The following is a 21,721-nucleotide window of genomic DNA, read 5'->3' as shown; positions in this document are numbered from 1 at the left end:
CTTAGTTCAGTGGGTGCTGGCGCAGGAAATCGGCGGCGACTTTCGACGGGCTCTCGTGATCGACGTCGACCCGCGCGTTGAGCTGGCGCATGGTTTCGTCGTCGAACAGTTCGGCCAGTGGCTTGAGCTGCTCGGCCAGTTGCGGATGGGCGTCGAGGTAGGCCTGACGCACCACCGGCGCGGCGGTGTAGTCGGGGAAGTAGTGCTTGTCGTCTTCCAGCAGCTTCAGGCCGAAGGCGTTGAGGCGACCGTCCGTGGTGTAGACCAGACCGGCAAACACCTGGCCGTTACGCAGCGCGGTGTAGACCAGCCCCGCGTCCATCTGGCGGATGTTCTTGCGGGTCAGGTTCATGTCGTAGAGCTTGACCATGCCGTCCAGACCGTCGGAGCGGTTGGCGAACTCGGTGTCCAGTGCCACCAAGTGGTTGGTCTTGGCTTCAGCGCGCAGGACCTCGTTCAACTGGCTGATGTTGTTGATCTGCGGATAGGCCTCGGCGACGTTTTTCGGCAAGGCGAGGGCGTAGGTGTTGCTGAACTTCGACGGCGTGAGCCAGACCAGTCCTTTTTTCGCGTCGAGTTCTTTGACCCGGGCGTAGGACTGTGCGCTGTCGAGTTTCTCGGTGACATGGTTGTAGGCCACCAGCGACACGCCGGTGTATTCCCAGAGCATGTCCAACTGCCCGCTTTCGTGGGCGCTGCGGGCCAGGTTGCTGCCCAGACCGCCGGTGATCTGCGCGTCGTAACCCTTGCTGCGCAGGTATTGCGCGGTGATTTCCGCGAGCAAAGTCTGCTCGGTGAACACCCGGGCGCCGAGGCGGATAACGGGCTTTTCAGCGGCTTGCGCCAACCCTGCAAACAGCAGGATGCAACTTAAGATCAAGCTAAGTCGTTTCATATTCATTCCTTCGCAAGAGCCTTAAGACGGGCGCAAACCGCGTTCCAGCCAGAGACGGCTGGCGAGGGTGACCACGCCATCAAGCAGCAGGGCCAGCAGCGCGGTGCACGCGGCGCCGAGCAGCAGTTGCGGCTGATTGTTCAGGGCGATGCCAGGGAAGATCAGGCTGCCGAGGCTGTTGGCACCGATCAGGAACGCCAGCGGCGCGGTCCCGACGTTGATCGCCAGCGCCACCCGCACACCCCCGATGATGATCGGCACGGCGTTGGGCAATTCGACTTTCCACAGCACTTGGCGCGGCGTCATGCCGATGCCGACGGCCGCTTCTTTCAGCGAACCCTGCACATTTTTCAGGCCTTCGTAGGTGTTGCGCACGATGGGCAACAGGGAGGCGAGGAACAAAGCGAAGATCGCCGGGCCACTGCCGATGCCGAGGACGCCCAAGGCAATCGCGAGCACGGCCAGCGGAGGCACGGTGTTACCGATATTGAAGATCTGCATGAAGCGTTCAGCGCGGCCGACCATGGTCGGGCGACTGAGGAAGATGCCGGCGGGGATGCCCACGACCAGGGCGGCCAGCATTGAAGCGAGGACGAGAATCAGATGAGCTTGCAGGTAAAACAACAAATCGTCGCGGTAGTGTTCGATCGTGTTGATGCCGATCCAGTGGACCAGCAGGGCCAGGAGCGCGATCACCACCGCACCTCCCATCAGCCCTTTGCCATAGCGGATAGCCACAGGCGGACTCCTTTTCTTGTAGTCGGCGAACGCTCTCCCGTGTGGCATGCCATACATGGCTGCCGGGAATAAACGTTCGCGAGAAGCAGCTCCCTCAGCACCGGCAAAAAGCGGTCTGAAAGCGAGCCATGAGCGCAGCCTCGTCAGGCTAACTTGCTGATTTTTCAGCCCCTGACGAAATGTCGTAACAGGGGATGGACGTCTCCGTGCTTTAAAAGGTTCCCACATAAGATGCCATCTGGCCACCTGCAGGAGCTGCCGAAGGCTGCGATCTTTTGACTTTGTTCTAGAGCAACAGATCAAAAGATCGCAGCCTGCGGCAGCTCCTACGGGGTTTTGCGGGTCCGAGGGACGGTGGTTCGGCGGTTACTTTTTAAGCTATACTCGCCGCCCTTTTTTGAATCACCGCCAGGCGATTTCCCATGACCAACCAGGCCGCCGAAGTCGCGAAACGCCGCACTTTCGCCATTATTTCCCACCCCGATGCCGGTAAAACCACGATCACCGAAAAGCTCCTGTTGATGGGCAAGGCGATTGCAGTGGCCGGTACGGTGAAATCCCGTAAATCCGATCGCCATGCGACATCCGACTGGATGGAGATGGAGAAGCAACGGGGTATTTCCATTACTACCTCGGTCATGCAGTTCCCGTATCGCGAACACATGATCAACCTGCTCGACACCCCGGGCCACGAAGACTTCTCCGAAGACACCTACCGCACCCTGACGGCGGTCGACTCGGCATTGATGGTCCTCGACGGCGGTAAGGGTGTAGAGCCACGGACCATCGCCCTGATGGACGTCTGCCGTCTGCGTGACACGCCGATCGTCAGCTTTATCAACAAACTCGACCGTGACATCCGTGACCCGATCGAGCTGCTCGACGAGATCGAAGCCGTTCTGAAGATCAAGGCCGCGCCGATCACCTGGCCGATCGGTTGCTACCGCGACTTCAAGGGCGTGTACCACCTGGCCGACGACTACATCATTGTCTACACCGCCGGTCACGGTCACGAACGCACCGAAACCAAGATCATCGAGAAACTGGACTCAGACGAGGCGCGCGCGCATCTGGGCGACGAGTACGACCGCTTCCTCGAACAGCTGGAGCTGGTGCAGGGCGCCTGCCACGAGTTCAACCAGCAGGAGTTCCTCGACGGTCAACTGACCCCGGTGTTCTTCGGTACCGCACTGGGCAACTTCGGGGTCGACCACGTGCTCGATGCTGTGGTTGATTGGGCACCGCGTCCGCTGGCCCGTGTCGCCAACGAGCGCACCGTGGAGCCGGTGGAAGAGAAGTTCTCGGGCTTCATCTTCAAGATCCAGGCGAACATGGACCCGAAACATCGCGACCGCATCGCCTTCATGCGCATTTGCTCGGGCAAGTACGAGAAAGGCATGAAGATGCGCCACGTGCGTACCGGCAAGGACGTGCGCATTGGCGACGCCCTGACGTTCTTCTCCTCCGAGCGTGAGCAACTGGAAGAGGCGTACGCCGGCGACATCATTGGTCTGCACAACCACGGCACGATCCAGATCGGCGACACTTTCAGCGAAGGCGAAGCCCTTGGTTTCACCGGTATTCCGCACTTTGCGCCGGAGCTGTTCCGCCGTGTGCGTCTGCGTGATCCGCTGAAGTCCAAGCAGTTGCGTCAGGGTCTGCAGCAACTGGCCGAAGAGGGTGCAACGCAGGTGTTTTTCCCGGAGCGCAGCAACGACATCATTCTTGGCGCCGTCGGTGTGCTGCAGTTTGATGTGGTCGCGAGCCGTTTGAAGGAGGAATACAAGGTTGAGTGCTCGTATGAGCCGATCACGGTGTACTCCGCGCGCTGGATTGAATGCAGCGACAAGAAGAAGCTTGAGGAGTTTTCCAACAAGGCTGTGGAGAACCTGGCACTGGATGGCGGTGGTCACCTGACTTATCTGGCGCCGACGCGGGTTAACCTGGCGTTGATGGAAGAGCGTTGGCCGGATGTGAAATTCCGTGCGACGCGTGAGCATCACTAAGCGCTGAATTGTTTTGTCCGAAGCCCTCTAGGTGTATGCCTAGGGGGCTTTTTTTTGTTTGGTTGGTTTGGGTGTATATATCCGTTGCTTCGGGTGTTGCTGATTAGGGTTCCGCCCTTACGGCGGGTCACTTTTTACAAACGCCTAAAAAGTAACCAAAAACGCTTGCTCCTACGTACGGCCCGCTCGCTGTGGCTCGGGGTTCCTTCGCTGCGGGATCGATCCGGGCGCAGCGTCTACGGTTTGCTTCGCTGCACCTCCTCTCGCTGTGTTTGGCTTCGCCAAACGGTCGCTGCGCTCCCACGCCCGGATCGATCCCTCCGCTCAGCCTGCCGACGTCGCCCGTGGATCAAGATCAAGAGCTGCAGTCGAGCTAACGCTCATCCTGTTGAGTGGTGAAGAGCACAGCGTGGTCGGCTTTGATTCTGTGGTGGGGCTGCCCCTCACCCCAGCCCTCTCCCCGAGGAGAGGGAGCCGGTTTGTGGGCTTTTCAGAATCAGAGTTCGGCTCGTAATTTCACGTCGGCGCACCTCCCCCAAACACCTCTCTCAGTTCCCTCTCTCTTTGGGAGAGGGTCAGGGTGAGGGGCTTTTGGCCTGATGTGAATTGGCTGTCAGGCGACTCGGTATTTTGTGATTTCGATGTACTTGAGCGCGACAACCGGATCGCGGGCCGTTAGTGTTCCAGTTCCCCGCAAGTCGTTTTGAGAGGTCAATGGAATGACGCGCAACCTCGTCCATCTGCTTCGCCCCAACGGCTATTTCAGTCTGATGGCCTGGGTGCTCGCGGCGTTGTTGTTCATCAATCGCTTAAGCAGCATGGTCAAGCTGTTCATGGCGTTGTATCTGCGTCAGGAGCTGGGGCTGGCGATCGAGACGGTTGGCTGGCTGTTGTCGGCGTACGGTGCCGGGCTGTTGGTCGGTTCGATGCTCGGTGGGCTGCTCAGTGATCATGTGCGGACGGCACGTCTGACGGCGGCGTTGTTCTTTGTTTCCGTGTGGGTGCTGATCCTGCTGGGGCTGGTGACACAGGTGCCGTTGCTGGCGGTTTTGCTGTTGCTCAGCGGCACCGTCGACGGGGCGATTCGAACGCTTCATCAGCGCTTGATCATGGAGTATTGCGAGCCTGCGCAGCGCTCCCGCGCCCAGGCCTTGAGCCGGGTGGCGCGCAATCTTGGCATGGCGGCTGCCGGTGTTGCCGGCGGGGTGTTGGCGCAGACGGATTTCCGTTGGGTGTTTTTCGTCAGTGCGGCGATGACGTTGCTGGCGTTGCTCTGGTTTGTGCGCACGACCTGGCGTCGCGCGGTGCTCAAGCCCGATGAGGTGGCCGAGGCAGGGGCCGGCGCAGGCGTGCCGTTACGTGATACGGCGTTCCTCTGGCTACTCGGCGCGGCGGTGTTGCTGGGTATGGCCTTCGACACGGTTTACAGCACGCTGGGCAACTACCTGCGCGACTACTACCACTTGAGCACCGAGGCCATCGGTTGGCAGTTCGGGCTTAACGCGATGCTGGTGGTGGCGCTGCAGATTCCACTGACACACTGGGGCGAGCGCTGGGGCGTACGTAAACAACTGCTGGCCGGGTGTGTGCTGCTGGCTCTCGGGTTGGGCATGCTGCCGTTGGGTTCCGGGCTGTTTTACGTGTGCCTGTCGACGGTGATCTGGACATTGGGTGAAGCTTTTTTCATGCCGCCGATGAATGTGCTGGTCATGCAACACGCGCAGAGCGGCAAAAGCGGCCAGTATTTCGGTCTGTTTTTCATGAGTTGGAGCGCGAGTGCGCTGCTGTCGCCGGTGCTCAGTGGCCAGCTGTATGGACACTTCGGAGGCCACAGCGTGTGGTTTGCGAGCGCGACACTGGCGTTGTTGACCTTGCCGCTGATCCTCCTCGCGACGCGTTCATCGACCCAGGCCAAGAGGCTCCCGGCCGGCAAAGATATCAGCTCGCTTAGCTGATTCGGTTATAAGGGTTATTCACAAGTGATCTGCCTGGCCTGGGCATTTCCGGGGTCTCGTTAGCGTCCTATCTGGTGAACCACGCTGATCGGAACTAGATTTCATTCAGCGCCGGGTCGGCACCCCAGGCTTCAACCACGAAAGGATGGAATCAGCTATGAGCATTTTTCAACGCATTGTGCTGTTGCTTAAGGTTTTGGTGATGCTGTCACTGGGTACGTCTGCAGCCTGGGCGAGTACCGCCAGTCCTCAGCAGGGGTTTAATGCGCCACATGGGCACGGCGTGATCATGCTGGCCAAGTCCGAATCCGAGCCGGGCGATCAGGACCAGGGCGGCAGCAAGGATGACGACGACTCGACCACTGATGAGCCGGACACCGACGACGATGAAGACGGCGACAGCCAGACGTAGATCGCCGGCAAAAGAAAACCCCTTCTTCCCCGACTGATGCGCAATCGGAGGAGAAGGGGTTTGGTTAACACATTACTTGCGGATAAACACGATCCCTGTAGGAGCTGCGGTACGCTGCGATCTGTTGATCTTGATTCTGAAAATCAACAGATCGCAGCCTCGTTTCACTCGACAGCTCCTACAGGTTTTGTGTCGGTCTTCGGTTTTGCTTACGCCGCGCCATCCAGGAACTGCTCGGCGTAGTGACACGCCACCTGGCGGTTGTCGAGTTCACGCAGGGCCGGCTCTTCCATGCTGCAACGCTCGGTCGCGTACGGGCAACGCTTGTGGAACGCGCAGCCCGGTGGCGGGTTCAGCGGGTTTGGCAGTTCGCCGACGATCTTGATTTTCGGCTTGTCCGGATCCGGGTGGATGGTTGGCGTCGCCGACAACAAGGCCTGGGTGTACGGGTGTAGAGGGCGGGTGTAGATGTCCTCTTTCGGGCCCATTTCCACCGGGCGGCCGAGGTACATCACCAACACCGAATCAGCAACGTGACGCACCACTGCCAGGTTGTGCGAGATGAACACGTAGGCGGTGTTGAATTCCTGCTGCAGGTCCATGAACAGGTTCAGCACCTGTGCCTGAATCGACACGTCCAGCGCCGAGGTCGGTTCGTCCGCCACCAGCACTTTGGGTTGCAGCATCATCGCCCGGGCCAGGGCGATCCGCTGACGCTGACCGCCGGAGAACATGTGCGGATAGCGCTGGTAATGCTCAGGACGCAAGCCCACCTGCTTCATCATCGCCTGGACTTTCTCGCGACGCTCGGCGGCACTCAGGTTGGTGTTGATCAGCAGCGGCTCGGCCAGTTGATCACCGATTTTCTGCCGAGGGTTCAACGACGCGTACGGACTCTGGAACACCATCTGCACGTCTTTGCGCAGTTGCTTGCGCTGGGCCTTGTCGGCACCGGCGACTTCCTGACCGGCGATTTTCAGCGAGCCGGACGACGGCTCTTCAATCAGGGTCAGGGCACGGGCCAGGGTGGATTTGCCGCAACCCGACTCGCCGACCACGGCGAGGGTCTTGCCGGCTTCCAGTTCGAACGACACGCCGTTGAGGGCGCGCACGGTCGCGTGGCCCTTGAACAGGCCTCGAGAAACTTCGTAGTGACGGGTCAGGTCGCGGGCGGTAAGTACGACGGCCATTACGCCACCTCCTGATTCAGCGGGTAGAAGCAACGGGCAAGGCTGTTGGCTTTCGGGTCCAGGCTCGGACGCTGCGCACGGCAGCTGTCCTGCACGTACGGGCAGCGCGGCGACAGCAGGCAACCCTGCGGACGGTCGTAGCGGCCCGGCACGATGCCCGGCAAGGTCGACAGGCGCTCGGCGCCCAGGCTGTGTTCGGGAATCGCCTTGAGCAGCGCTTCGCTGTACGGGTGCGCCGGGATGTCGAACAGTTGCGGCACCTGACCGACTTCAACCGCCTGGCCGGCGTACATCACGCACACGCGCTGGGCGGTTTCGGCGACAACGGCGAGGTCGTGGGTGATCAGCACCAGGCCCATGTTCTGTTCTTTCTGCAGCGCCAGCAGCAGATCCATGATCTGTGCCTGAATCGTCACGTCGAGTGCCGTGGTCGGTTCGTCGGCGATCAGCAGTTTCGGCTCGCCGGCAATCGCCATGGCAATCGCCACGCGCTGGCTCATGCCGCCAGACAGTTGGTGCGGGTAGGCGTCCATACGGCTGGCGGCGCCCGGGATTTCAACTTTTTCCAGCAGTTCGATGGCGCGTTTGCGCGCTTGCTTGCCGGACATTTTCAGGTGCAGGCGCAGCACTTCTTCGATCTGGAAACCGACGGTGTAGCTCGGGTTGAGTGCGGTCATCGGGTCCTGGAACACCATCGCCAGGTCTTTGCCGACGATCTGCCGACGCTGGCGGTTGCTCAGCTTGAGCATGTTCTTGCCGTCGAAGCTCAGGGCATCGGCAGTGACGATCCCCGGGTGCTCGATCAGGCCCATCAGCGCCATCATGGTCACCGACTTGCCCGAACCGGACTCGCCGACGATCGCCAGGACTTCGCCCTTGTCCACTTTCAGGTCGAGGCCATCGACCACCGGAACGGCGTTCTTGTCGCCGAAGCGAACGTTGAGATTCTTGATTTCTAGCAATGACATGGGAATCTCCTCAGGCGGCGTTCTTGAGTTTCGGGTCCAGCGCATCGCGCAGACCGTCGCCCATCAAGTTGATTGCCAGCACGCTGAGCAAAATGGTCAGACCTGGCAGGCTCACCACCCACCAGGCGCGTTCGATGTAGTCGCGGGCCGAGGCCAGCATGGTGCCCCACTCAGGGGTTGGCGGTTGTACGCCAAGGCCGAGGAAGCCCAGCGCCGCAGCGTCGAGAATCGCCGAAGAGAAACTCAGGGTCGCCTGCACGATCAGCGGCGCCATGCAGTTGGGCAGCACAGTGATGAACATCAGGCGTGGCAGACCGGCACCGGCCAGGCGCGCGGCGGTGACGTAGTCGCGGTTCAGTTCGCCCATCACGGCGGCACGGGTCAGACGCACGTAGGACGGCAGCGAGACCACGGCAATGGCGATCACGGTGTTGATCAGGCCAGGGCCGAGGATGGCGACGATCGCCACAGCCAGCAGCAGCGACGGCAGAGCCAGCATGATGTCCATCAGACGCATGATGGTCGGGCCGATCATTTTCGGGAAAAAACCGGCGAACAGACCCAGCAGGATCCCCGGGATCAGCGACATTACCACCGACGACAGACCGATCAGCAGCGACAGGCGCGAACCCTGGATCAGACGCGACAGCAGGTCGCGACCCAGTTCATCGGTGCCGAGCAGGAACTGCATCTGCCCACCTTCCAGCCACGCCGGTGGCGTCAGCAGGAAGTCACGGTATTGCTCGCTCGGGTTATGCGGCGCGACCCACGGCGCGAACAGCGCGCAGAAAATCACCAGCAACATGAACAGCAGGCCGGCAACCGCGCCCTTGTTTTTGGAGAAGGCTTGCCAGAATTCTTTGTACGGCGACGGGTACAGCAGGCTTTGATCCGCGCTTGGGGCGGCATTGGCTACTGAGGATGTTGGAGTGCTCATGGTATGGACCTCAGCGCTGATGACGGATGCGTGGGTTGGCAAAGCCGTAGAGGATGTCCACTACGAAGTTGACCAGAATCACCAGGCAGGCGATTAACAGGATGCCGTTTTGCACGACCGGGTAGTCCCGGGCGCCGATGGCTTCGATCAGCCATTTACCGATGCCGGGCCAGGAGAAAATGGTTTCGGTCAGGACTGCACCGGCCAGCAGGGTGCCGACCTGCAGGCCGACCACGGTCAGCACCGGGATCAGCGCGTTGCGCAGGCCGTGGACGAACACCACGCGCGACGGCGACAGGCCTTTGGCCTTGGCGGTGCGGATGTAGTCTTCACGCAGCACTTCGAGCATCGACGAACGGGTCATGCGCGCGATCACCGCCAGCGGAATGGTGCCCAGTACGATGGCCGGCAGGATCAGGTGGTGCAAGGCGTCGAGGAACGCGCCCATGTCATCGGCCAGCAGCGTGTCGATCAGCATGAAGCCGGTGCGCGGCTCGATGTCGTAGAGCAGGTCGATCCGCCCGGACACCGGGGTCCAACCCAGGCTTACGGAGAAGAACATGATCAGGATCAGGCCCCACCAGAAGATCGGCATCGAATACCCCGCCAGGGAGATGCCCATCACCCCATGGTCGAACAGGGATCCTCGCTTGAGGGCCGCGATCACCCCGGCCAGAAGACCGAGGATGCCGGCGAACAGCAGGGCGGCCATGGACAGTTCCAGGGTCGCCGGGAAGAGGGAGGTGAACTCGGTCCATACGCTGGTGCGCGTCCGCAGGGATTCGCCGAGATCGCCGTGGGCCAGTTTGCCGATGTAGTCCAGGTATTGGGCGTACAGCGGTTTGTTCAGACCAAGGCGTTCCATTGCCTGAGCGTGCATTTCGGGGTCGACCCGACGTTCGCCCATCATCACTTCCACGGGGTCGCCCGGAATCATGCGAATCAACGCGAAAGTCAGCAAGGTGATGCCGAAAAACGTGGGGATCAACAACCCCAGTCGGCGGGCAATAAAACTAAACATCTTGTGTGGTACCTCATCAGCCGGTTAGGCGTGCCCGGCTTCCCTGGGGTCAGGGAGGCCGGGAGTTTCTTATCTACTTCACCTGGGTGGTGGCGAAGTTATTAGTGGTGAGAGGGCTGATGTGATAACCCTCTACGTTGTTGCGCATTGCGGTAAACATCCGGGTGTGGGCCATGCTGATCCACGGCTGGTCCTGATTAAACAGCACCTGGGCCTGTTCGTAGAGCCTGGCACGTTCGGCCGGATCTACTTTAGCCCGTGCTTCGTCGAGCAGCGCCTGGAATTTCTCGTTGCACCAGCGCGCATAGTTTTCGCCGTTCTTGGCGGCCTCGCAACTGAGCATAGGCGTCAGGAAGTTATCCGGGTCGCCGTTGTCGCCCGCCCATCCGGCAGACACCATATCGTGTTCGCCGTTCTTCGCGCGCTTGAGCATTTCGCCCCATTCCATCACGCGAATGTCGATCTTGATCCCGACTTTCGCCAGGTCAGCCTGCATCATCTGTGCGCCGAGCATCGGGTTCGGGTTGGTAGGACCGCCGCCGTTACGGGTAAACAGGGTAAACACGGTGCCTTCCGGAACCCCGGCTTCCTTGAGCAGGGCGCGGGCCTTGTCGAGGTCGCGTGGCGGGTTCTTCAGGTCGTGGTTGTAGCCCAGCAGGGTCGGCGGGTACGGGTTGACCGCGACCGAGGCGTTGCCTTTGCCGAACAGGGCGTTGACGTAGGCTTCCTTGTCGAAGGCAATGTCGATGGCCTTACGCACGCGCACGTCGCTCATGTATTTGTGCTGGGTGTTCATCGCGATGTAGGAGACAGTCATCGCGTCCAGCTCGTCGACTTTCAGGTTGCTGTCTTTCTTGATGCTCGGGATGTCATCCGGCTTCGGATACAGCGCGACCTGACACTCGTTGGCCTTGAGCTTCTGCAGGCGCACGTTGTTGTCGGTGGCGATCGCCAGGATCAGCGCATCGGCCGGTGGCTTGCCACGGAAGTAGTCCGGGTTGGCCTTGAACCGTACCTGGGCGTCCTTGGCGTAACGCTGGAAGATGAACGGGCCGGTGCCAATCGGCTTGCTGTTCAGGTCGCCGGTCTTGTTGGCCTTGAGCAACTGGTCGGCGTATTCGGCCGGGTAGATCGAGGAGAATGCCATGGCGATGTCAGCCAGGAACGGCGCTTCGCGGCGGGTCAGGGTGAACTTGACCGTGTTGTCGTCGACTTTTTCTACGCTTTTGAGCAGTTCCTTGAAGCCCATGCTTTCAAAGTACGGGAAGCCCACGCTCGACAGTTTGTGCCACGGGTGATTCGGGTCCAGCTGACGCTGGAAGCTCCAGACCACGTCGTCGGCGTTCATGTCGCGGGTCGGCTTGAAGTATTCGGTGGTGTGAAACTTGACGCCTTTGCGCAGGTGGAACGTGTAGGTCAGGCCGTCTTCGCTGATGTCCCAGGATTCGGCCAGCGCCGGAATCACTTCGGTGGTGCCGGGCTTGAAGTCCGCCAGACGGTTGAAGATCGTTTCGGCCACCGCATCGGCAGTGACTGCAGTTGTGTACTGGACCATATCGAAGCCTTCCGGGCTGGCTTCGGTGCAGACCACCAAGGGTTTGGCCGAGACGCCGATGGCGGCGCTCAACAACGCAGCCGCGACGGCCGCACGTAGGGGAAGCATTTTCATCGATAACCCTCTGCAATCGGTTGAAGACAAAAAACCGAACGGCCGACTCTTCATGAGTCAGCCGTCGGTTGGCGTTTTTTACAGGATGTTGAACGGAATGGTGGTCACCAGACGGAACTCGTTGATGCTGCCATCGGACTGGTTCTCGCTGGCGCGGTGAGCGGTATAGGTGCCACGGATGGTGGTCGCCTTGAGTGGGCCGCTCTGTACCGCGTAGGTTGCACCGATGCCGTATTCGTAGTGGTGCTCGCCGTCCATGTTTTTCACGTCATACGCAGTGCCGGTGTAGTGAGTACCGTCGATGCCCCAGCCGCGAGCCTGGTAGATGTTGAACTTCAGACCTGGCACACCGTATTCGGCCATGTTCAGACCGTAGGCGACCTGGAAGGATTTCTCGTTCGGGCCGTTGAAGTCCGACAGCAGGGAGTTGGCCAGGTAGATGCCGTTGGTTTCGTGCAGGTAGTCGAAGTACTCGTTACCGTTAATTTCCTGGTACGAGAAGGTCAGGCTGTGTGCCTGGTGCGTCAGGCCAAACGACAGCGAGTAGGTGTCGTTGTCGATTTCGCCCATCTCTTTTTTGCCGGTATCGACGGTTTTGTAGTAGTTCAGGCCGGTGGTCAGGCTCACGACATTGCTGTCACCCAGTTCGTGGGTGGCGCCGAAGTAGTACTGGTTCCAGAAGTCTTCAACCTTGGAAGCGTACAGGCTGGTTTTCAGGCTTTTCAGCGGCTGATAGTTCAGGCCGACGATGCTTACGCGATCGGTTTCAGCGTTGTTGTTGGTGTACTCGGAGCGGAACTTGGACAGGCTCTCTTCAGTACGCGGCGATACGCGGTCGAAGCTGCCGGCGTCGAACGACAGGTTGTTCAGTTCTTCGCTGTGCAGGCTTACACCTTCAAAGCTCGAAGGCAGCGCACGGTTGCCGATGGTATCGACGATTGGAGTGCTGAAGTTCTGACGACCGGCGGTCAGCGTGGTGTTCGACACGCGGAACTTGACGTTGGCCAGACCCAGTTTGCTCCACTGGCCTTCAGCGTCGCCGCCTTCCTTGGTCAGCGTACGGTTGTTGCCCGCGCCTGGACGCGAACCCGGAGCGCCGCCGTTGTTGGAAGCCAGGTCCTTGCGACTACGATCCAGCGCTACAGCGTTGTAAGCGGCGACTTCAGTGCTGACACCGACGGTGCCCTGAGTGAAGCCGGAGTTGAAGTTGACGATGGTGCCCTGTACCCAGTTGATACGACGATCGGTCGGGGTGGCGACGCCATCCTTGCGGTAAGTGAACTTGCCGCCGCGCTTGAGTTGTTCGTTGGCGTACCAGTTACGGGTCGTGCCGCTGATCGTAGAACCTTCGAGGAAGCCGGTAGCGTCAGCCTGGGCACTCTTCTCGTTGACGGTCACCGGGGTGAACGCCTGGCTTTGGGTTTCCGCATAAGCCGTGGCGGTGATGCTGCTGATGGCCAGAGCCAGTATCGCGGTGCTGCTCAGTTTCATGGGTGAAGCTCCTTTACTTTCTTTTTATGCCGGCTTTTTTGGGTGGGCCGGTTATTGGTTTAGAACTCATTCACACATCGCAAACGTTTGCCAAAGGCCTGATTGGCGAATTTCGGCAAAGCGCTTGCGTGAGGGGGATAGACGGCCCCCCTCAGCATTGCGGCTAATCGGTTGGGTTAATCGATACTGACGCCCGAAAATACGTTGCGACCGAAGGGGCTGACCTTGAAGCCTTCAACCCTGGCGCTTAACGGCTGGTTGACCGTCGAGTGGGCGACAGGCGTGATCGGCACTTGCTGCTTGAGCAACTGCTGCGCCTGTTTGTAGAGCGTGGTGCGCTGGTCGCGGTCGGTGACGACCTTGGCCTCTTTGATCAGCTTGTCGTAAGCCGGATCGCACCACATGGAGTAGTTGTTGCCGCCAATCGCGTCGCAGCTGTACAGGGTGCCCAGCCAGTTGTCCGGGTCCCCGTTGTCGCCGGTCCAGCCGATCAGGCTGATGTCGTGCTCGCCATTCTTGGTGCGCTTGATGTACTCGCCCCATTCGTAGCTGACGATCTTCACTTTCAGACCGATTTTGGCCCAGTCCGCCTGGAGCATTTCGGCCATCAGTTTGGCGTTGGGGTTGTATGGACGCTGTACCGGCATCGCCCACAGGGTGATTTCGGTGCCTTCTTTGACGCCGGCAGCCTTGAGCAGCTCTTTGGCTTTTTCCGGGTTGTAGGCGGCGTCCTTGATGCTGTCGTCGTAGGACCACTGGGTCGGCGGCATGGCGTTGACGGCCAGTTGCCCGGCGCCCTGATAAACAGCGTTGAGAATCCCTTGTTTATTCACCGCCATGTCCAGCGCCTGCCGCACTTCGAGCTGGTCGAAGGGCTTGTGGCGCACGTTGTAGGCGATGTAACCGAGGTTGAAGCCAGGCTTGGAAATCAGCTGCAGTTTCGGGTCGGCCTTCAGCGCTTCGACATCGGCAGGGCGCGGATGCAGGGTGATCTGGCACTCGCCGGCCTTGAGCTTCTGCACGCGCACCGAAGCGTCGGTGTTGATCGCGAAGATCAGGTTCTTCAGCTTGACCCGGCTCGGGTCCCAGTATTGCTCGTTGCCGGTGTAACGGATGTTCGAGTCTTTCTGATAGCTCTTGAACACGAACGGCCCGGTACCGACTGGCTTCTGGTTGATGTCGCTCGGTTTGCCCGCGGCCAGCAGCTTGTCGGCGTATTCGGCGGACAGGATGGCGGCGAAGCTCATGGCGATGTTCTGGATGAACGCGGCGTCGACGCTGTTGAGCGTGAACTCCACGGTCAGCGGCCCGGTCTTTTCGACCTTGGCGATGTTCTTGTTCAGGCTCATCCCGTTGAAATACGGGAACTCGGTCGGATAAGCCTTACGGAAGGGCTGTTGCGGATCGAGCATGCGGTTAAACGTGAACAGCACGTCGTCGGCGTTGAAGTCGCGCGTCGGTTTGAAGTACGGCGTTGTATGAAATTTCACACCTTCACGCAGGTGAAAGGTGTACTTGAGACCATCCTCGGAAATATCCCACTTGGTTGCCAGGCCCGGTACGACATTGGTCGCGCCTTTTTCGAACTCGACCAGACGGTTATACAGCGGCTCGGCGGCGTCGTTATCGGTCGCCGTCGTGTACTGCGCGGTATCGAAACCGGCCGGGCTGCCCTCGGAACAGAACACCAGGCTGTTGCTGGCGGCGTAACTGGCGGACGTGGCGGCCAACAGGCCGGCGCCCAGCAATGCGGAAGAAACCAAGGTATGGCGCATGACGCTCCCTCTTTTTGTAGTGTTGTTCAATGCACCGCGATCCCGTCCAGGGAAGTTGAGGTTGCATTGAGCTCAATCCAGTACGTACAGCAAGCCGGTGGCCCACGCAGAAACTGGTCAGAACCCGACGGTAGGGCCCGTGGGTCTGGCAGTAAATGCGTAATTGCCTGAAAACTCGTAGGAAAAGTCGACGCGTCCTCCGCCGCTGCAGTCATCCGCAGCGGAATTGGCTGTAGGCAAATTCCTGTTTTTCCGGCAGCTAAAACAACGGCGACGTCATGAACGCCGCCGTTGCAATGGCTTAATTGCTGACGCTGACGCCGTAGAAGGAGTTCAAGCCAAATGGGCTGATCTTGAAGTCCTGCACGTTGGCGCGCATGGGTTGGAACACCGTCGAGTGAGCGATAGGTGTGTATGGAACAGCATCTTTAAGGACGTGTTGCGCCTGTTTGTACAGTTCGGTGCGCTTGGCCTGGTCGGTGGTGCGTTTGGCATCTTTGACGATACCGTCGAACTTCTTGTCGCACCACTTGGAGAAGTTGTTGCCGTTGAGCGAGTCGCAGCCGAACAGCACGTTCAGCCAGTTGTCCGGGTCACCATTGTCACCGCTCCAGCCAATGATCATGGCCTGGTTCTCGCCGCCTTTGGAGCGCTTGATGTACTCGCCCCACTCGTAGCTGGTGATCTTCACGTTCAGGCCGATCTTCTTCCAGTCGGACTGGAGCATTTCAGCCATCAGTTTGGCGTTCGGGTTGTACGGACGCTGTACCGGCATTGCCCACAGCACGATTTCGGTACCTTCCTTGACGCCAGCTTCCTTGAGCAGTTGCTTGGCTTTTTCAGGATCGTACTTGGCGTCCTTGATGGTGGTGTCGTAGGACCACTGGGTCGGCGGCATGGCGTTCACGGCCAGTTGGCCTGCGCCCTGGTAAACCGAGTCGATGATCTGCGGCTTGTTCACCGCCATGTCCAGCGCCTGGCGCACACGCAGGTCGGCCAGCGGGTTAGGCTCGTTGCTGCCCTTGACCTTGTCCATCACGTTGTAGGCGATGTAGCCCAGGTTGAAACCGGCCTGCTCAGGCATCTTCAGAGTCTTGTCGGCTTTCAGCGCCGCGAGATCTGCCGGACGCGGGAACAGGGTGACCTGGCACTCGTTCTTTTTCAGCTTCTGGATACGCACCGACGGGTCGGTGGTGATAGCGAAGATCAGGTTGTCGATCTTCACGTCTTCAGGCTTCCAGTAGTCCTTGTTGCCGGTGTAACGGATGTTCGAGTCTTTCTGGTAGCTCTTGAACACGAACGGGCCGGTGCCGATCGGCTTCTGGTTGATGTCGGCAGGCTTGCCTTCCTTGAGCAACTGGGCAGCGTACTCGGCGGACTGGATCGAGGCGAAGCTCATGGCCATGTTCTGGATGAACGCAGCGTCGACTTGTTTCAGGGAGAACTTGACGGTGTTGTCGTCGACTTTCTCGACCTTGGTGATGTTGGTGTCCATCCCCATGTCGGTGAAGTACGGGAATTCGGTCGGGTACGCCTTACGGAACGGGTCATCCTTGTTAATCATGCGATTAAAGGTGAACAGCACGTCGTCGGCGTTGAAGTTACGCGTCGGCTTGAAATACGGGGTGGTGTGGAACTTGACGCCTTCACGCAGGTGGAAGGTGTAGGTCAGGCCATCCGGGGAAATGTCCCAGCTGGTGGCGAGGCCCGGGACAACGGCGGTGCCGCCACGCTCGAACTGGCTCAGACGGTTGAACATGGTTTCGGCTGAGGCGTCGAAGTCGGTTCCGGTGGTGTACTGGCCTGGATCAAAACCGGCCGGGCTCCCTTCGGAGCAGAACACCAGGTTAGTCGCAGCGGATGCGAAAGGTGCGGAGGCTAACAAGCCTGCGCCGACTAAAAACGGAATGACCGCGTGTTTAAGCATGTTGGCCTCATGATTTGTTGTCATTTTTTAATATTGAGGTACGACCTCGTGAGTCGTGCCTGCGGATACTTATGCAGGGGCCATACCCAATGCAAGATCCAGAGCGCCTGCCGGCCTCAAAGCGTGGCACGAACGTACCTTAATGTCGCATTTGTGTAAGAGTTGACGCATTTGACCGTTTGCGGGTGATTTAAACGGTGCAAACGAAGCCCCAAAACGGTGCGTTGGTCACGTTGTGCGCGCCGCCTTGGGGCTTGGTGTTACTTATTTATACCCACGCCGTAGAAGGGTGTAAGGCCAAACGGGCTGATCTTGAAGTCGGTCACTTCCTTGCGCAGCGGCTGGAACACCGTGGAGTTGGCGATCGGGGTGATCGGCACCTGCTGTTTAAGGATCAGTTGCGCCTGTTGATACAGTTTTACCCGTTGCGCCTTGTCGGTGGTCACCTTGGCTTGTTGCACCAGCTTGTCGTAGGCCGGATCGCACCACTTGGCGTAGTTGCTGCCCTTGACCGCCGCGCAGCTGTAGAGCACGCCGAGCCAGTTGTCCGGGTCGCCGTTGTCACCTGTCCAACCATAGATCATCGCGTCGTGTTCGCCATTTTTCGCACGCTTGATGTACTCGCCCCATTCGTAGCTGACGATGTTGGCCTTGATCCCGATCTTGTCCCAATCCTGCTGGATCATCTGCGCCGACATCCGCGCGTTCGGGTTGGAGGCGCGCTGCACGGTCATCGCCCACAAGTTGATGGTGGTACCCGGTGCAACCCCGGCTTCCTTGAGTAGCGCCTTGGCTTTTACCGGATCGTAGGGCGCGTCCTTGATGTTCGGGTCATATGACCATTGCGCGGGCGGGAGGGCGTTTTGCGCCAACTGGCCGGCACTCTGGTAAACGGCTTTGATGATCGCCGGTTTGTCGATGGCCATGTCCAGCGCCTGGCGGACCTTGAGCTGATCCAGCGGCGGGTGAGTGGTGTTGTAGGCGAGGAACCCGAGGTTGAAACCGGCCTGCTTGAGCACACGCAGGTTCGGGTCTTTTTCCATGACCTCAATGTCCGCCGGGCGCGGGTAGCCGCTGACCTGGCATTCGCCGGTCTTGAGTTTCTGCAGGCGCACGGCGGCGTCGGGGGTGATCGAGAAGATCAGGTTGTCGATCTTCACGTCTTCGGGTTTCCAGTAGGCCTTGTTCGCGGCGTAGCGGATTTGTGAGTCCTTCTGGTAGCGCTTGAACACGAACGGGCCGGTGCCCACCGGTTTCTGGTTGAGGTCGGCGGCTTTGCCTTCCTTCAACAGTTGGGCGGCGTATTCGGCCGATTGCACCGAGGCGAAGCTCATGGCGAGGTTTTGCACGAAGGCGGCGTCGACGTTGTTCAGGTTGAAGCGCACGGTGTGGTCGTCGAGTTTTTCTACCGATTTGATGGTGGTGTTCAGGCCCATGTCGGTGAAGTACGGGGACTCAGCGGGGTAGGCCTTGCGGAAGGCGTTGTCCGGGTCGAGCAGGCGCTGGAAGGTGAACAGCACGTCGTCGGCGTTGAAGTCGCGGGTCGGGGTGAAATATTCCGTGGTGTGGAATTTCACGCCTTGGCGCAGGTGGAAGGTGTATTGCAGGCCGTCGCTGGAGATGTCCCATTTGGTCGCCAGGCCGGGTTCGATGTCGGTGCCGCCGCGCTGGAATTGGGTGAGGCGGTTGAAGACGGTTTCGGCGGAGGCGTCGAAGTCGGTGCCGCTGGTGTATTGGCTGGGGTCGAAGCCGGCGGGGCTGGCTTCCGAGCAATACACCAGGGTTGTGGCTGCGTTGGCTATGGGGGCTATGGCTGTCAGTGCGAGGGTGATTACAAGCGGTTTGAGGGTGGATCTTGGCATGGAGTCCCCGGGATTTTGGAGGTGGTTGTTTGTTGAGGTTAGCGGGGATTTGGGGGTGTTCGGAAATATCGTTTTTCTTGTTGGGGTGTCTATCTCGGTATATCTGGGCTGTGTGTACATATCCGTTGCTGCGGTAACGGCGGCTTGGGGTTCCGCCCTTACGGCGGGTCACTTTTGGCAAACGCCCCAAAAGTAACCAAAAACGCTTGCTCCTGCGTGCGGCCCGCTCGCTGGGGCTCGGGGTTCCTTCGCTCCGGGATCGATCCGGGCGCAGCGTCTACGGTTTGCTTCGCTGCACCTCCTCTCGCTGTGTTTGGCTTCGCCAAACGGTCGCTGCGCTCCCACGCCCGGATCAATCCCTGCGCTCAGCCTTCCGACGTCGCCCGTGGATCAAGATCAAGAGCTGCAGCCGAGCTAACGCTCATCCTGTTGAGTGGTGAGAGGCGGATGCGGTCTGCTGTTGATTTGTGTGGGAGCCAGCCTGCTGGCGATGGCGGCCTGACAGCCGACCTGTTTTTAACTGAATAAGCCCAATCCCCCTGTAGGAGCTGCCGAAGGCTGCGATCTTTTGATTTTGAGTTGTGAAAGCCAAAGTCAAAAGATCGCAGCCTTCGGCAGCTCCTACAGTGAGTGTGGTTGTGTTTAAAAGTGTGTGGGATAACCAGAACCTTCCCACAAGGTTTTCAGGTTGTCCGTCGGACGCCGGCTCTCTAGCCTTGAGCTGTCGCTGAAACTCAGCGACCGGGCGTGAGAACCCGGCAGTTCATAGTCATTCAGTGCCCATACCCGCATAATTGCCGCCAGCCAATCCGCTGCATGCAAATGCGTTATGGCGGCTCTGTGCGGGCAGACTTTATGTCTGGCCGGGTGCCTATGACCGGTTTTCTCACCCCGCACACAGCTGCCACCTCTTCGTCGTGTGAGAAACGGCTTGAGGTGGCCCCACGTCATAGGTGAAATGCATGTCCAAGCCAGTCCCCGATCCACCCCTCGACACCACAACCCCACTCACCGAAGCCCTCCACGCCGAAGACCTCGCGAAAAACCGCGAAGCGATCAAACGCGCCCTCGACTTCTACTTAAGCCCCGAAGCCACAAAACCACGTCCACCCAGTTCGATGTTCCTCGTCCATCCAGGCATCGACACCGAGAGCCTGCTGGCCCACGCCTGTGAGTCCCTGGCGTCGGCCAACACCATGGCCAGTGATTTCGCCGATCAGCTCAGTCGCCCGCAGCGCAATACGGCGCTGGCGATCCAGCAGATCATCATGCTGGCTGAACTGGCGGTGAACCGCGCGCTGGACCGGGTTGATCCGTAGACCTGAGACCGCGTTATCGTTCTTCGCGAGCAGGCTCGCTCCCACGGGGGATAGCTTCCAGTGTGGGGGCGGGCCTGCCAGCTTTGCTGTCGGCATACCTGTCAGGTCTGACAGTAGATAGAACTCCTCAGTTGATTGAGCATGTATCTGGCCTTTAGTCGGGCCTGATGTGTGCCAGGCGCCTGGCTTTAACGAACACCAATCCTTATAAGGAAATAGACATGACGCCTCAACATAAGAGTGATGCACAGCAACGCGGCTACGAAGTCCGATATGTCTCTGCGACGACCGATACCTGGTGGCAGGTCTACCGTCAGGGGGCTCTATTGGATGATCGTCGGTTTGGAACAGAAGATGAGGGTTGGGAGCACGCTGTCGCTGCGGTTTTGAGTGATCAATACAACCATTGAAGCTCGGGGATCGCATCATTGTTCAACGCTGACAAGCCAGCTCCCCCAGGTTTTGTGCCGATTCTGAAATTGACACACGACTTTGTGGGAGCTGGCTTGCCAGCGATGACGGCAGATCAAACAACACAAATCCCGGGCACAAAAAAACCGGCGATCATTCACGGATCGCCGGTTTTTCATTCAGTGCAGATCAACTCACTGCATCAGCACTTCAATCGAGCCATCGGCGGTCAGGCTGACCTGGCTGGTGCCGGCTTCGACTTCCGGCGTGACCGGTGCTGAATCCGCCATGCCGGCGGCTTTCATCATCATCGGGGCGCGCATGTACGGTTGTGGATAACCGTTGCTGTTGAGGTTCAGGTTGACGATTTTGTAGCCTTTGCCGCCCAGTGCATCGGTGGCCAGTTGGGCGCGGGCCTTGAAGGCGCTGACGGCTTCTTTGAGCAGTTGGTCTTCGCTGGCCTTGCGGGTCGGTTCGGCGATGGCGAAGTCCATGCCGCCCATTTTCAGGTCGGTCAGCAGTTCGCCGGTGAGTTTGGACAGGGCGGCGAAGTCGGCGCTTTCCAGGCGCAGTTCGGCGCGTTCGCGCCAGCCAGTGATTTTCTGGCCTTTGGTGTCGTAGATCGGGTAGCTGTTGCGGCTGCCCTGGCGCAGGGTGATGTCTTTGACTTGCTTGGCCTGGGCCAGTGCCTTGTTCATGGTGGTGCTGACGTCGGCGGCGAGTTTGGCCGGGTCGGTGTTTTGCGCTTCGGTGTAGAGCGTCACGATCATCAGGTCGCGGGCCACTTCCTGGCTGACTTCGGCGCGCAGGGAAATCTGGTTGTAGTGCAGCTCATCGGCGGCCAGCGCCGGTAGGCTGGCGACACTGCCGACGGTCAGGGCGAGAAGGGCGGCGCTGCGGCGAAAGGTGTGCATGGAGGCTCCTTGAAGTGTGCGCAGGTGTTGGTTCGTCCCTGCGTGAAACCATCAGACTCTAGCTTCTGCGGCCTGGTTCGCCCAGTTACAACTTCTATACAGATGTCATGTCCGCCACATATTCCTTGAGCGAGTGAGATTTTTGTGGCGAGGGAGCTTGCTCCCGCTCGGCTGCGCAGCAGTCGTAAAACCAGCAATTGCGGTCTTTCAGTCAGACTGCATTTGCCGGGA

At 59.5% G+C, this 21,721-nt stretch carries 17 protein-coding genes; 5 read left to right on the top strand and 12 right to left on the bottom strand.

Features of this window, described 5'->3' with window-relative positions; all coding sequences use genetic code 11:
• Window position 1 precedes the first annotated feature (1 nt).
• Both J5M57_RS05015 and J5M57_RS05010 read right to left on the bottom strand, forming a co-directional pair.
• A complete protein-coding gene (locus tag J5M57_RS05015) occupies window positions 2-895 on the bottom strand; it encodes a glycine betaine ABC transporter substrate-binding protein (RefSeq protein ID WP_064585941.1) in 894 nt (297 codons plus the stop codon).
• 21 nt (window positions 896-916) lie between these two features.
• Window positions 917-1,606 carry an ABC transporter permease gene (locus tag J5M57_RS05010; RefSeq protein WP_169843207.1) on the bottom strand — a complete coding sequence of 230 codons (690 nt, stop codon included), beginning with the start codon at window positions 1,604-1,606 and terminating at the stop codon, window positions 917-919.
• Between the two features lie 449 nt (window positions 1,607-2,055).
• Here J5M57_RS05010 and J5M57_RS05005 point away from each other — a divergent pair, with 449 nt between their 5' ends.
• The 3 genes from J5M57_RS05005 (at window position 2,056) to J5M57_RS04995 (ending at window position 6,006) form a co-directional block, all read left to right on the top strand.
• Window positions 2,056-3,639 (top strand): peptide chain release factor 3, encoded by a 1,584-nt coding sequence (locus J5M57_RS05005; RefSeq protein ID WP_064585942.1) that lies wholly within the window; start codon window positions 2,056-2,058, stop codon window positions 3,637-3,639.
• Window positions 3,640-4,358: 719 nt separating this feature from the next.
• A complete protein-coding gene (locus tag J5M57_RS05000; protein WP_207847764.1) occupies window positions 4,359-5,594 on the top strand; it encodes an MFS transporter in 1,236 nt (411 codons plus the stop codon).
• Window positions 5,595-5,751: 157 nt separating this feature from the next.
• Window positions 5,752-6,006, top strand: coding sequence for a hypothetical protein (locus J5M57_RS04995; RefSeq protein WP_207847763.1), 255 nt, complete (start codon window positions 5,752-5,754; stop codon window positions 6,004-6,006).
• Between the two features lie 209 nt (window positions 6,007-6,215).
• On the opposite strand, the gene J5M57_RS04990 is transcribed toward J5M57_RS04995, so the two are convergent.
• The 9 genes from J5M57_RS04990 to J5M57_RS04950 all read right to left on the bottom strand — a co-directional run bounded on the left by J5M57_RS04990 (window position 6,216) and on the right by J5M57_RS04950 (window position 18,846).
• Window positions 6,216-7,196 carry a peptide ABC transporter ATP-binding protein gene (locus tag J5M57_RS04990; RefSeq protein WP_207847762.1) on the bottom strand — a complete coding sequence of 327 codons (981 nt, stop codon included), beginning with the start codon at window positions 7,194-7,196 and terminating at the stop codon, window positions 6,216-6,218.
• The gene (locus tag J5M57_RS04985) at window positions 7,196-8,164 is read right to left on the bottom strand and encodes an ABC transporter ATP-binding protein (RefSeq protein ID WP_064585946.1); all 969 of its coding nucleotides are present in this window, start codon (window positions 8,162-8,164) and stop codon (window positions 7,196-7,198) included. The genes J5M57_RS04990 and J5M57_RS04985 overlap by 1 nt, the downstream gene beginning before the upstream one ends.
• A 10-nt stretch (window positions 8,165-8,174) precedes the next feature.
• Window positions 8,175-9,101, bottom strand: coding sequence for an ABC transporter permease subunit (locus J5M57_RS04980; protein WP_169843079.1), 927 nt, complete (start codon window positions 9,099-9,101; stop codon window positions 8,175-8,177).
• Between the two features lie 10 nt (window positions 9,102-9,111).
• Window positions 9,112-10,122: an ABC transporter permease subunit gene (locus tag J5M57_RS04975; protein ID WP_169843080.1), complete on the bottom strand. Its 1,011-nt coding sequence runs from the start codon at window positions 10,120-10,122 to the stop codon at window positions 9,112-9,114.
• 73 nt (window positions 10,123-10,195) lie between these two features.
• The gene (locus J5M57_RS04970) at window positions 10,196-11,791 is read right to left on the bottom strand and encodes an ABC transporter substrate-binding protein (RefSeq protein WP_064585948.1); all 1,596 of its coding nucleotides are present in this window, start codon (window positions 11,789-11,791) and stop codon (window positions 10,196-10,198) included.
• Between the two features lie 78 nt (window positions 11,792-11,869).
• Window positions 11,870-13,282: an OprD family porin gene (locus tag J5M57_RS04965; RefSeq protein WP_169843082.1), complete on the bottom strand. Its 1,413-nt coding sequence runs from the start codon at window positions 13,280-13,282 to the stop codon at window positions 11,870-11,872.
• A 176-nt stretch (window positions 13,283-13,458) separates the two neighbouring features.
• Window positions 13,459-15,057, bottom strand: coding sequence for an ABC transporter substrate-binding protein (locus J5M57_RS04960; RefSeq protein ID WP_169843083.1), 1,599 nt, complete (start codon window positions 15,055-15,057; stop codon window positions 13,459-13,461).
• A gap of 301 nt (window positions 15,058-15,358) precedes the next feature.
• Entirely contained in the window at window positions 15,359-16,984 is a 1,626-nt protein-coding gene (locus J5M57_RS04955; protein ID WP_169843084.1) for an ABC transporter substrate-binding protein, read from the bottom strand.
• A 260-nt stretch (window positions 16,985-17,244) separates the two neighbouring features.
• Window positions 17,245-18,846, bottom strand: a complete 1,602-nt coding sequence (locus tag J5M57_RS04950) for an ABC transporter substrate-binding protein (RefSeq protein ID WP_207847761.1) — start codon at window positions 18,844-18,846, stop codon at window positions 17,245-17,247.
• 962 nt (window positions 18,847-19,808) lie between these two features.
• Here J5M57_RS04950 and J5M57_RS04945 point away from each other — a divergent pair.
• On the top strand, window positions 19,809-20,165 hold the full coding sequence (locus tag J5M57_RS04945; protein WP_207847760.1) for a DUF6124 family protein: 357 nt from the start codon (window positions 19,809-19,811) through the stop codon (window positions 20,163-20,165).
• A gap of 221 nt (window positions 20,166-20,386) precedes the next feature.
• Window positions 20,387-20,575 carry a hypothetical protein gene (locus J5M57_RS04940; RefSeq protein ID WP_207847759.1) on the top strand — a complete coding sequence of 63 codons (189 nt, stop codon included), beginning with the start codon at window positions 20,387-20,389 and terminating at the stop codon, window positions 20,573-20,575.
• A gap of 195 nt (window positions 20,576-20,770) precedes the next feature.
• Here J5M57_RS04940 and J5M57_RS04935 read toward each other — a convergent pair whose 3' ends face one another.
• Window positions 20,771-21,490, bottom strand: a complete 720-nt coding sequence (locus J5M57_RS04935; protein ID WP_064585955.1) for an SIMPL domain-containing protein — start codon at window positions 21,488-21,490, stop codon at window positions 20,771-20,773.
• Between the last annotated feature and the right edge of the window lie 231 nt (window positions 21,491-21,721).

This window comes from Pseudomonas sp. 86_A (assembly GCF_017491705.1).
Classification (GTDB): Bacteria; Pseudomonadota; Gammaproteobacteria; order Pseudomonadales; family Pseudomonadaceae; genus Aquipseudomonas; species Aquipseudomonas koreensis.
The sequence above is the reverse complement of the archived record's forward strand: the minus strand, read 5'-3'. Positions and strand labels throughout refer to the sequence as shown.